General features: G+C 54.2%; 8 protein-coding genes. 4 read left to right on the top strand and 4 right to left on the bottom strand.

The annotated features are described in order from the left end of the window. Nucleotides 1-325: 325 nt before the first annotated feature. The 3 genes from AABZ39_09720 to AABZ39_09730 are packed head-to-tail and all read right to left on the bottom strand — an operon-like array spanning nt 326 to nt 4,879. Nucleotides 326-3,595 carry a PAS domain S-box protein gene (locus AABZ39_09720; GenBank protein MEK6795044.1) on the bottom strand — a complete coding sequence of 1,090 codons (3,270 nt, stop codon included), beginning with the start codon at nt 3,593-3,595 and terminating at the stop codon, nt 326-328. A 28-nt stretch (nt 3,596-3,623) separates the two neighbouring features. Then, nucleotides 3,624-4,457, bottom strand: coding sequence for an AmmeMemoRadiSam system protein B (amrB, locus tag AABZ39_09725; protein MEK6795045.1), 834 nt, complete (start codon nt 4,455-4,457; stop codon nt 3,624-3,626). 2 nt (nt 4,458-4,459) lie between these two features. Next, complete coding sequence (locus AABZ39_09730) at nt 4,460-4,879, bottom strand: hypothetical protein (protein ID MEK6795046.1); 420 nt, start codon at nt 4,877-4,879, stop codon at nt 4,460-4,462. A gap of 154 nt (nt 4,880-5,033) precedes the next feature. Here AABZ39_09730 and AABZ39_09735 point away from each other — a divergent pair, with 154 nt between their 5' ends. Together AABZ39_09735 and amrS are read left to right on the top strand one after the other, a co-directional pair. Further along, on the top strand, nt 5,034-7,409 hold the full coding sequence (locus AABZ39_09735) for a FecR domain-containing protein (GenBank protein ID MEK6795047.1): 2,376 nt from the start codon (nt 5,034-5,036) through the stop codon (nt 7,407-7,409). Beyond that, nucleotides 7,409-8,392: an AmmeMemoRadiSam system radical SAM enzyme gene (gene amrS, locus AABZ39_09740; protein MEK6795048.1), complete on the top strand. Its 984-nt coding sequence runs from the start codon at nt 7,409-7,411 to the stop codon at nt 8,390-8,392. Before AABZ39_09735 ends, amrS begins: the two co-directional genes overlap by 1 nt. A gap of 11 nt (nt 8,393-8,403) precedes the next feature. Here the strand turns inward: amrS and AABZ39_09745 are convergent, their stop codons facing one another. Further along, nucleotides 8,404-9,201 (bottom strand): AraC family transcriptional regulator, encoded by a 798-nt coding sequence (locus tag AABZ39_09745; GenBank protein ID MEK6795049.1) that lies wholly within the window; start codon nt 9,199-9,201, stop codon nt 8,404-8,406. A 414-nt stretch (nt 9,202-9,615) separates the two neighbouring features. On the opposite strand from AABZ39_09745, the gene AABZ39_09750 reads away from it, so the two are divergent. Both AABZ39_09750 and AABZ39_09755 read left to right on the top strand, forming a co-directional pair. Then, a complete protein-coding gene (locus tag AABZ39_09750; protein MEK6795050.1) occupies nt 9,616-11,973 on the top strand; it encodes a hypothetical protein in 2,358 nt (785 codons plus the stop codon). A gap of 150 nt (nt 11,974-12,123) precedes the next feature. Further along, nucleotides 12,124-12,384: a hypothetical protein gene (locus AABZ39_09755; protein MEK6795051.1), complete on the top strand. Its 261-nt coding sequence runs from the start codon at nt 12,124-12,126 to the stop codon at nt 12,382-12,384. The last annotated feature ends 39 nt before the right edge of the window (nt 12,385-12,423 follow it).

Raw genomic sequence — 12,423 nt, forward strand, 5'->3', positions numbered from 1 at the left:
CGACTTAAATAGGTGCGCAAGATTATAAGACACGGTGGGGGAAATGTCAAACCGAGCACGGGCGGGTGAGTAATTTTTTTGTAGGTGAAACGCTCTGATCGATTGACGCCAAATTATGAGGGCTAGACACGAATTGCACGAATGGCCACGAATAATTCGTGGAAATTAGTGCAATTCGTGTCTGGCTGCTGATTCCGGCCTCATGCAATTATTTCGCTGCGTTACCACAATAGAAAGTCACACACACGGACGGCGGCGGCAGTACCGGTAACGCGTCATACGGATCGCGAATGACATACCATGAGGGCGCGATGCATGTGCGCATTCACCGTTTCATTTGCTTCCGGTATATTTCCAGCATATCGGAAATGATGAACGGTTTCTGCAGACCGCCTGAAAAACCGAACGATGCCGGATCCGACAATACCGGATCATCGGCGTAGCCGCTCATGACGAATACCGGTAAGGCGTGATGCTTTTTCCGGATCTCGCGAACGGTTTCCACACCACCCATGCCGCCGGCGACCGTAAAGTCAAGAAAAACGGCATCGAACATCGGCCCCCTCTCTTCCGCATGAACAAGAAGCGCAAGCGCCTCTCGCCCGTCACCCGCGATGGCGACCGTACATTTCAGCGCTTCAAGGCTTTCTTTCAGGTCGGTGCATATATCCTTATCATCGTCCATGATGAGAAAATTCCCTGTGATATCCGCATGTGCGACAATGCCATCCGCCTCGGTTATCGATTTTCGTGATGCGGGAAGAAGCAGATGGAAGATACTGCCCTTTCCCTGCTCCGATTCAACGGCGATATGCCCGTCATGCTTACGCATGATCGAATAACTTGTCGTCAGTCCAAGACCGTTGCCGTTCTTTTTTGTCGTGAAGAACGGATCGAAGATGCGGTTCTTAATGTCGCCGGGAATGCCGATACCGTGATCGCTGATCGAAAGACGCACATACGCGCCGGCTGCCAGATGGGCGACAACGCCCTGTGCAAGCATTTCATTCTTTGCCGTTACGCACAGCGTGCCGCCTGCGGGCATCGCCTGTTTTGCATTAATAACGATGTTATCGATGACCTGGCCGATCTGGGACCCGTCGAAATCGCACGTCCACAGGTCCGGCGGTATATTGAATTCGCACGATACATTTGACCCGCTCAATGCAAAGCTCACATTGTCCCGGATGATCGGCTCAAGCTCACCGGTTTCCCGGATCGGCGCACCGCCCTTCGAAAAAGTAAGGAGCTGCTGCGTGAGCCCTTTCGCCCGGGAGAACCGTGTCATCGCTTTATCGAGATACGCCGTAACGGTCGCGTTCTCGGCATGCATGCGCGCCATCTCGATGTTCAGTGATATTCCGGTCAGCAGATTGTTGAAATCATGCGCTATGCCGCCGGCGAGAACGCCGAGCGCATCCAGTTTCTGCATGCGCTGCAGATTGTCAAGCATCTCCTGCTTCTCGGTGACATCGCGAAAAACGAGTACAACGCCGATGGTCACGTTCTTCGTGTCTTTGATCGGCGCCCCGCTGTCGGCGATGAGCCGTTCCCCGCCGTCACGTGAGATGAGGAGCGTATCCTCCGCAAGTGCAATGGTCTCACCCGACAAAAGCACTTTATCGACCGGGTTCCCGCACGGCGTCCGTGTGTCCCTGTTGACGATCGTGAAGACCGAAGCGAGCGGCAACCCGGCGGCCTCGCGCAGCGTCCATCCGGTGAGCTCTTCTGCGACCTTGTTCATGATGACGATAGCGCCCCGGGTGTCAGTAGTGATGACGCCGTCGCCGATGCTGCGGAGCGTAATGGCGAGGCGTTCTTTTTCCGCAGCGACCGCATCCTCCGCACGTTTGCGGTCAGTGATGTCGATCGTATATCCGGCCAGATACCGGGGTTTTCCATCGATATGAATAGGGAATTTCATCGTCGTAAAGGATCGTCCGTTCAGTTCTTCATCGACCGTGATCTGCTTCCCTTCATTAAGGACACGCAGATCATCAGCGACGATATTTCTTGCGAACTCGGACGGGAACAGTTCATACATCGTTTTCCCGAGCATCTCCTGCATCGGTTTTCCGATCATGCTTTCATAATTACGGCTTAACCGGAGCGGCCTCACGGCGTCATCCTTGAAAAAAACATAGATCGGGCTGTTATCCATGAACTGCCTGAATATCTCCTCGGTCTCTTTCAATGCAGCGTCGCCCCGAAGACGCATCAGTGTGCCGCCGATCTGCAGCGCCAGTGTTTCAAGCGAACTGCGTGTAACGTCGGGAATGGAATCATTCGTATGCGACGCGAGATTCATTACGGCAATCAGCCGTCCTTGGCTCATTATCGGGATCATGGCAAATGCCCGCAATCCTTCTCTGACGAGCGATGGGTCGGCATTCGGGTGAACCCCGGTATAGGTCCCGAAACGCACTTCGCCGGTCGAGACCATGCGGGCCCGCGGTGAGTCATACGGATAGAAGGAAACGTTCTCGACGAATTCCTTCGATAGACCGTGATGCACCTGCAGCGTAAGCGACCCGTCGACAGGAGATGCTGTATATATCCCGCCGGCGTCAATACAGTCCAATCGCAGCACGGTGGCAAGGACCTTTTCGAGCCCCTGACGCAGGTCGCTGCACGAGTTGAGATCAAGGATGAGCTCATGCTGGAGAAGCTGGATTTGTTCATGCTGCACGCGCTCGGTTATGTCCGTCTCAAGTCCGTCCCAGATCATGCCCCCCGCGGGATCGGGCCGAGGCACCGATACGAACTGATGCCAGCGGATATCCCCGGAAGACAGCTGCATCCGCACGCGCGTGTCGAACTTGGTCTTCGTCTCTATCGCATGCTTTTCCTTTTCCATGAACTCTGAGCGTTCCGGTTCTATCATCTGCTTATAGATAAGCGATGGATCTTTCATGACATCGCTGTGCCGAAGACCGTGGAGCTTTTCCACGGCCGGGCTCAAATAAGTGAACATCCTTGTCAAACCGTCCACGCCGGTACGGATCTGATACACCATGCCGTCCGCAAGATTCTCATTAAGGCTTTGAAGCTGGCTCGAGACCTGCTGAAGCGCCGTGTTGGCGTCCAGCAGTTCCTGTGTGCGGGCACTGACGGATCTTTCCAGAGCATCCCTGCTCTGCTCCAGATCATCATGCGCCTGCCTGCGTTCCGTGACATCCCTTGAAATGAAGAGCAGCTTGTCGCCCAGGAAATTGCCGGTAGTCTCCAGATGCCGCCACTCGCCATCGTTCGACTTGAACCGATATTGAAAATACTCGGTAACATCCTCGTCATTGCTGATGAAAATCTTCTTGCCTGAAGGCGCTATGTAACGTCTGAGCGTCTTCAGAAGCCCCTTTGTATCGTCCGGATGGATCAGATCAAGCGCCGACCTGCCCAGGAGATCATCCGGGGCATACCCCAGCACTTTCCTGTGCGACGGGCTGATATAGAGATACTTGCCTGTCAGGGATGTCATACAGACCATATCGTGCGTTCGCTCGACCACCAGCCGATATTTCAGGAATTCTTCCTTGAGCAGCTTTCGATCTCTGCTGCTCAAACGCGACATCAAGTCTTCGATTGCAGTTCCCATACGATGCTCCATGCGGATACGACTTGCCTTAATGGATGACCGCCGACAGATACCCCACTACTCGCCCCTTATCCCCGGCGGTATCCCCGGACGAACGGATATCGAGGATGCGGACCTCGCTCGCCCCGGCCGATCGCGCCGCCTTAAGCGTCGCGACCACCGCAGCGCCGCCGCATGCCTCTACGGTCCCATCATGAAGTTCAGCTTCGAGCGCATCGACGTTGAACAGAGCGAGCGCATGTTCGAACCGCTCATCGATGGCCTTTGCGGCTCTATAATCATGAAAATGCGAAAGGTCCGTCGAACAGACGATAAGCGTTCTTTTGCCGGTGAACCCCTTGCGCACCGCGGCAATGGCGTTCCCGACAGCATCGGTCACCGCACCGGTGTCGGTACCGAGCAGTATCGATACAATGGAAGCGGACGGATGCGTCATCTGCAGGAACGGCAGATTCACCTCAAGTGCATGCTCATGGGTGAATACATCCTGCTTTCGGAGCATGAGCGGCTGCGACAGGAGATATGCGGCGATATCCCTGTCGGTGGGCACGGCACCGAGGGGCGTTCTGTTCGCGGAGGAAATATCGACCGCTGCACCGGGGAACAATGAGCGATGGCTCCTGCCGATCAGTAGAGCGGTGTCGAAGGAAAGGCGGGAAACGGCCTTATAGGCATATCCGGCTACCGGCCCGCTGTAGATATGCCCGGCATGGGGGACAATGATACCGAAAGCGTCCGTACACGGGGCAACATCGGGCTCAGCGCAATAGCGTTCAATGTCGGAACGAAGCGCGGACGCGTCACCATCGTAGAACGTGCCCGCCGCCGCCGGCGCACGCTCACGCGTAAAATCATCGGCCATCGTCAACCCCGATAGACGTTCTTCGCCGCCTCAAGCGAATCGCAGAACACGAAAAGCTCGCTGATATTGACGATACGGAACACCTTTTTCCAGCTGTCATTGGCATTCGCAATGGGAAGCGTATACACGCTCGTTTTTACCCGATAGAGCTTAACGATACGCAGGAGCACTTCTATCGCCTCCGTGCTCGGATAGGGGCATGCAGAAGCATCTACGAGCACCCGGCTGCCGTGCTGTATCGGTTCGGCCAACAGCTCGATGATGCGCTCAACGCTGTTGCGGAACAGGTGCAGCGGCATCGATACACTGACATACGCTTTATCGAAACGCACCAATGCATCAATATCATCTTTGTTCACAACGGTCCTTTTCATGGCGCCTTTCATCTCCCTCACAACGGCCATATCATAGGGGAAAACCATGTGAAAGTCAATGCGACAAATGGCCGGGACAGGCTTGCCATTCACCCTCTATTTCATTATAATGAATGCCGAATGTTATAGTATGAGAGAGATGACAGCAGCCATGTGTTCAACACCATCGGCAGTGCCGGCATACATGCCGGCAAGGGCGTTCATGAAAACATCAGTACGTGCTATCATGACAGCGGTGCTCTTCTGCATCGCGGCTTTGGCGGTACGCGCGCAAGCGGGCGGGGCGGCCGACCGGCGCGAAGAGCCCTATCTCGTCGTTACGTACACGGAAGGGCGCGTCGAACTGCGTGCAGGGCTTTCCAATACCTGGCGGCAGGCTGTCATCGGCGATGTCCTCAAGAAGGACGATGTCATACGCACCGACCGCGGCGCCTATGCGACGCTCACGATAACCAAAGGCGGCAATATACTCCTGCGCGAAGAAAGCGTGCTCCTGTTCGATTCGCACATCTACGACCCGGTATTCCGGATAGAACACAATACGATACTCCTTCGCTACGGGAAGATACGCCTGCGCCGCGACAAGTACAATGCCGCGGGAAAATTCTATGTCGTATCCCCGCATCAGTCGAACCTGCTCACCGGCACCGATATCATCCTTGAGACCGACGACCGCACGACGAGCGTATCGGTACTTGAAGGCTCGGTCCTGAGCGCGAACGTGACCGGTCTCGGCAATCCGGTGCAGGTGACACCGGGAAAAACAAGCACCACCGGTGCCGGCATGCCGCCGAGCGCCCCGGTCGACATACCGGACAAGACGTATATCGACTGGAACATAATGGATGTGAAAGAGGCGCTTGAACGCAACGCGCAGTCGACGAAGGCCGTCACCGCGGCTCAGGGCACAGTTGCAGCCGCCTCATCGGAAAAAAAAAATGACGAAATAAAGTGGCAGAAGGTCGACGAGGGAGACACGAAAGCGAAAGCATCGACCGAGCCGACGGTGAAAAAAGAGGACCCGAAGGCCGATCAGAAAAAAGACACGTCAACGAATGCTCTCGCCGGCACGAACGCCGCTGCAACGAACGCGGCAAGACCGCAGACCAATGAGACAAAGGCGGATAAGCCCAGGGAGCCGGAAAAGCCCTGGGAGTTCGCGTTCAAAATGAATATCGGCGCGGGTGTCGCCTATTTCGACGACAAGCCGTACAACAATGGATGGCGTGTATGGGGATCGCTCACGTTCACGCCGGAGATAACGTTCGGTCCAATCGGGCTCGGTCTGTATCTGCCGTTCTATCTGCCCATTGCACAGACGTTCTATCAGGCCCCCACCTGGCATAATTATGACGAATGGGACATGCTCGGGATGGCCGATACCATGCACGACCTTTTCATCAAGCTCTATTATGTCCAGTGGAAGAAGGACTGGTTCTGGGCGCGGTTCGGATCGATACATGAGCTCTCCTTCGGCAACGGCTATCTCCTCAATCAATACAACAATGCGAAGAATTTCCCGACGATACGCAAGAACGGGTTCTATCTCAATCTCGATTTCGACGTCGTGGGTGCGGAATTCTTCGATGAGGATATTACTCGGAACAATTTCATTGCGGCGCGCATCTATACCCGCCCCCTTGCTTTTGCCGTGAAGGATGAGCTCCTGAAAAAATTCTATATCGGCGTCTCGTTCATCTGCGATTTTCAGCCGTTCTTTACCAATTCCTGGACGACGTATTCGCCGTTCTTCTGGGGCAACAAGACCAATGAGGTGAGCGTATTCGCGCTCGGTCTTGATGTGGGCCTCCCCCTTGTAAAGAACGAGCAGATGAGCGCCACGCTCTACGGCGACTTCGGCATGGAGGGCATGGGCTTCGCGAAGATATGCACAACGAGCAATGTGCTCCCCGCAGGATATTACACGAACGGGACATACGACACGCGGGCAGCATCCATTGCCGCAGCAAATCTCCTCTATTCGCTCCTCTCCGGCACCAACGGCGTCATCATGGACATGAGCGGTCTTCAGTACGGGTTCGGCGCGGCGGCGGGGGTAAAGGGCTATGCATGGATACTCCCCTGGCGCGCGGAATTCCGCCTCAATATGGGCGGCCATTATCCCGAGCTCTTTGACAAGCAGTATTACGAGGAAAGCATACGCTCGCAGCGCATCCTCGAGCTCTATGGAAAAAAGATGTCCGACTCGCTCGGTTTCGTCATAGAAAGCGGGATGAGCTTCAGTAAAGTCGGCGGCTTTCTCCTCAATTACTCGGAATACTACGACCTGTACACGTTCGCGTCGACCGGGAATAAGCTTCATTTTGAGCTCACGCTCGATGAAAAAGTCATACCGAATTTGAACGGACGCTTTACGTACGACAGGACGCATATCATATTCAGCGAATTCATCTCCAGCATATTCGATCTCAATACGGTCATGACGCTCTCGGTAAAATACACGGTATTCGGACCGCTCAAGGTGAAGGTCATCTACTCGCGCTATTTCATCTCCGATGGTATCGGCGGGTATTCGCCGGTCGATTCCGTCGACGTCGGCACCGAATTCACGTTCTGATGAAGCGGCGGACATTCGACCATCTCGAGGATACGAGCGCCGCACGCTGTCTGCTCTGTCCGCATGCATGCATCATACGCGACGGCGGCCGCGGCATATGCAATGTGCGCGGCGCGGAGGACGGGCATATCGTCACCTATAACTACGGCGAGATTTCGAGCATGGCCGTCGATCCCATTGAGAAGAAACCGCTCTATCATTTCCATCCCGGGGAAGAGATACTTTCCCTCGGCAGTATCGGCTGCAATCTCCGCTGCCCGTTCTGTCAGAACCACCGCATATCGCAGGAACCGTTCCCGAAGACGGAATATCTCTCCGTTGATGACCTCGTGCGCACGGCAACGCCGCCGACGCGCATGGTGGCCTTCACCTATGCCGAACCCGTCGTGTGGTACGAATACGTCTACGATGCCGCACAAGCGCTTCACGTGCGGGGCATCAAGACCGTGCTTGTCACCAATGGATACATCAATGAGGGCCCGCTTCTCAAACTGCTGCCGTTCATCGATGCGATGAATATCGATCTTAAGGGAGATGATGCCTTCTACGCAAATACAGCGAAGGGCAATGCGGATGATGTACGCCGGACGATCGCGCTCGCGGCGAAGCGCTGCCATGTGGAAGTGACAACGCTCATCGTGACCGCGCTCAATGACAGCATTACTGTCATCGACGGCATTGCATCATTTCTCGCGTCCATACGCCCGACGATACCGCTCCATCTATCCGCGTATCATCCCTCGTATCGGTATGCAGAGACCGCGACCGGCGATGCCGTACTCCTCTCCATGGCCCGCCGCGCGAAAGAACACCTTCACTATGTGTACATCGGCAACACCCGTGTCGGGAATAATAATACCTATTGTCCGAAATGCGGCAATGCCGTCATTGAACGCACGGGATATCTGACCGATGTTTCAGGCCTTCGCGACGGATGCTGCGTCCATTGCGGCGAGGATCAACGACCATATTTCGTGCTGTGATCGTCTGTACTTCACTGTGAGCGATACGCCTCGGGGGACATCCCGCATCTTTTTTTGAATATCCTGCTGAAATAGTACGGGCTTTGGAATCCCGTAAGTTCTGCCACCCGCCCGATGGGTACATCGGAGTGAGCGAGCATGGCCTTGGCGTTCTCAAGACGCATCGTGATAAGATCGTCCATGGGACTCGTGCCGAAGAACGCCCGATAGACCGACGTGAAGCGATTGGCGCTCATATGCGCCTGTTCGGCCATGGCCGAAACGCTCCATTCATCCGCGGCGTGTTTCTGCAGCTGTGCGCGTATCTCGATGAACCGTGCATACTGCTCCTTTTGCTTCCCTGTCCGATATCGCTCTGGAAGTGCAGCATGGCGTGACAGCCGCAGCAGGATATGCTCAACTTCAAGCCGTATCATATCCTCCCACCGCGGACGCTTGGCATGCATTTCACCCTGAATAACGCTAAGATGCCCGGTGATAAAATCCGTTCGGCCGGTGGATATTATCGTGTTCACCGGAACGGCATACGCAGACACAAGTCTCGCCGCCGCATCACCGGTAAAATGCATCCAGTCATTACGGAAACCGCCCTTCGCGTTCAAGGGCGTTCCATGACGCTGCGGAACGTTTGGCGGCATAAGCATTACATCGCCGGGACTTCCCTCGGCAACACCGCCATTCGTTGTCGCATAGAACGGTGTAGAGAAACACATGAGCAGCCACTCGGGTATGCCCTTTGGCCGATCATAGATAAGGTCCCTAGAATGCGGCGTATCCAATCCAATATTGGTGACAACAATATCGCGCATGAATACATTCTACCGTTTTCGTGCTGTTTCGCAACACCGCGTGCGCCAAACGAAAAGTGCAAGCGAACGAGTAAATATGCATTTACACATGCCCAGAGAGAACATATCATTGCATTATCATCTTCTCTATGTATACTTCAAAAATACATCGCGTTGTTACAGCAATAAGGAGCGAACGCTATGCACTCTGAATTTACTCATTTTGCTCGTATCATTGCGACCGCCGCATTCCTAATCTGCAACACGACGCTTTTCGCGGATTCGATAGTATTTGAAACAAGTTTCTCCGGACCATTCGCCGAAAATACGAATAACCCGAATGCCACAGGAATGATCACAGAAGGATGGGAGGACGATTCGCAATGGTCCAAAGCACAAGTGGTATACCGTGCCGCTCATGTCACCACGGAGCTGATGTCCCAGTCGATCGAGATAGTCGATACGGGAAAAGGTCGCGCTCAGATGCGATCGATAAAAAGTATTGCCGTGAAAAAGGGAAAGATCTACAGTATTACAACCATTGTTTCAGGCAGCGGCATACCGTTTATCGCCAACCTGATACAGAACGGCGGTGCTTATACCCGATACGTCGAGCAAAAATCGATAGCGCTGCCGGAGTGGGCAGAAAGAAATACATGGAGCGAGGCGAAAAATGACGATGCCTCAGCGCGAATTGTATTCATGTTCCCGCAAAAAGGAACAGTGTCGATAAAAAAGCTGGTTGTCAGTGAACATGATTCCCCCCCCGTGATCAAAAAACAGATCAAGGAAGGGAATCTTCTTCCCAACGGGAATTTTACGCTCGATCGCTACGGATGGACCACATTCGGTGAGGTTGAGCATCCGCCTCTTGGACCCGTCAATGAAACGCAGCTTCGCTACTCCGTCGATCCGCCGCGCTGTACGGTAGTTGCCATTGACGAAGTTCCGGTCCTTACAATGGCGTGCGAACCGCATACCGTTTCGGTACTGGCTTCCGCGATGTTGCCAGTCACGCCGGAGCAGCCGTTCGTGCTGCATGCTCGTGTTCGCATGAACGAAGGGTCATCATCGGCATCGCTCGGTATATTCTGCCCCGGTTGGTATGGGCCGAAAACAAAAATAACGATCGACACTAATTGGACATCGATCGAGGTGCGCGGTACAGTACCTGAACGCAGCAGTATCATGTATGCGCGAGCAGAGTTGCGCGCATCGGGGGCCGGGTCGATCCTTGTCTCCGGTGTTTCGCTCGTCCAGCGCGCAGGGAATGATGGAAAAGCGGCGTTCGGTGTTATTGCAGACCGAACAATGACGCTTTACACGAAAGGAACTGAGGTCCAGCTGCGCTATTTTGCGGCTCACGCTGCGGGGAAACGTGCAGACTGGTCGCTTGTCACCATCGACAACAAAGAGATCCGTAGAGGGTCGTGGAGTGCCGATACGCCGGGGACGGAAACATTTACCGATCTTGATGTCGGCTGGTATCAACTGCGTTGGGAAACACCATGGTCAACGACGACACCCAAAGGAATGATGAGCATTGGCATCGTTCCGGATACGAAACGAATTGCCGGAAGGGATTCTCCGTTCGGTATACATATTGAGGGTGGCGATATAGGTGTTGCGAAGATGCGTCTTCTCGGTGTTCACTGGATTAGAGCAAATAATCCGCTTTTTACGAAATGGACGGCGGTCGAACCGCAGAAAGGAAAATGGTTTTTCCCCGATGTTCATGTCGACCGTTTTCTCAATGCAGGCTTCGATATCCTAGGGAGCCTCGATCGTACACCGCAATGGGCGGCACAAAATCCATCAAATGTCAGGCGTGGAACCGATTTTCTCGACTATAAGGCGGACCTCCCTGCCGATATGAGCGCTTGGCAGAACTATGTGCGGACGATGGTCCAACGATATCGCACGAAGATACGCTACTGGGATATTTGGAACGAGCCGGATATCGATTTTTTAAATCCGCCGTCCGGGATGACACGTCTTGAAGCGTGGCTTCTCCTCGTAAAATCGGCAAAGGATGTCATCAAGTCGATCGATCCTGATATCAAGATCGTCGGCGGACCGGCATATTTTTTTCACACGCGGGGTCTCACCAACAATTACATGGACGATTTTCCGGAAAAACTCGTTGAAAACCTCGGCATTGTGTCCCTTGATGTATTCGGATTTCATCACTATGTCAGAGACCGCCGCTTTCTTGATGATTCCGATCACCCGCTCAAGCGCCTTGAGTGGATGCGGAGTGCAATGAAAATCGGGGGCAAGACTCCTGTGATCTGGAATACCGAGTGGGGGTTTGCAAGCAGAGCCATAACCGCCAATGGTGTATATCTCCCCGACGGAGTTCTTTCGCCGATGGATGCCGCCGGCGATTTTGTGTACTGGAGCGTAATGCAGCTCGCGCTCGGCATAGAAAAAATATTCTTTTATGACGGGCAGGACGACTTTTATTACCATCATCATTATACGAAATCGTTCTGGGATTACCGGGAGCCTCGCCCCATAGCCGTCGCCTGTGCAGTGCTCACCAAAATGCTTGACGGGCTTCATTTCACTCAGGAATTACCGGCGAGTGACGGGCGTATCCTGCAGTTCAGCGGGGCATCGAGGACGGTTCTGGTCGCCTGGAGCCGAAGAGGCAGGGATCTCATCTATGATGTTCCTTCCGGCTCATCGGTCGTTGATTGCCTGGGAAGGCCACTGCCGCAGAAAAACGGAAAAGTACATATTCCCAAAGAACCGGTGTATATCGTTAAAAACACAGACGCCTGGGAATAGATCGATTATCGCGGCCATCTGTCACAGTATAATCGCTTCATTCATGATCAGTACTCATGTACGAAAAGTGCAAACGAATAGATAAAAGTACATTTACTGAACTCGGCACCGGAAGTATATTCTCAACAAAGACCGACGAGGAGACGCCCGATGAAGATCGTTGCGATAACCGGAAAAGAGCAGAGCGAAATCAAGGATGTGCCGGACCCTGTCATTCGGACGCCGTTCGCGAAGATCAAGATAACCCGCGTACCGCTCTGCACCGAATGGAAGAACTGGGTCGATGGATCGGTATCCGAAACGCTCGGCCACGAAGCGGTCGGCATCATCGCCGCCCAGTCCCACTTCAGGCCCTCGATCGCGTGGCGCACGGCATACAGGCGATGGAAGCGGACCTCGAGGTCGGCGTAGGCGGGCATCGCGCTCGACCGTACCCCGCTTCGGGTCGCG

The sequence above is a fragment of the Spirochaetota bacterium genome, from assembly GCA_038043445.1.
Lineage (GTDB): Bacteria > Spirochaetota > Brachyspiria > Brachyspirales > JACRPF01 > JBBTBY01.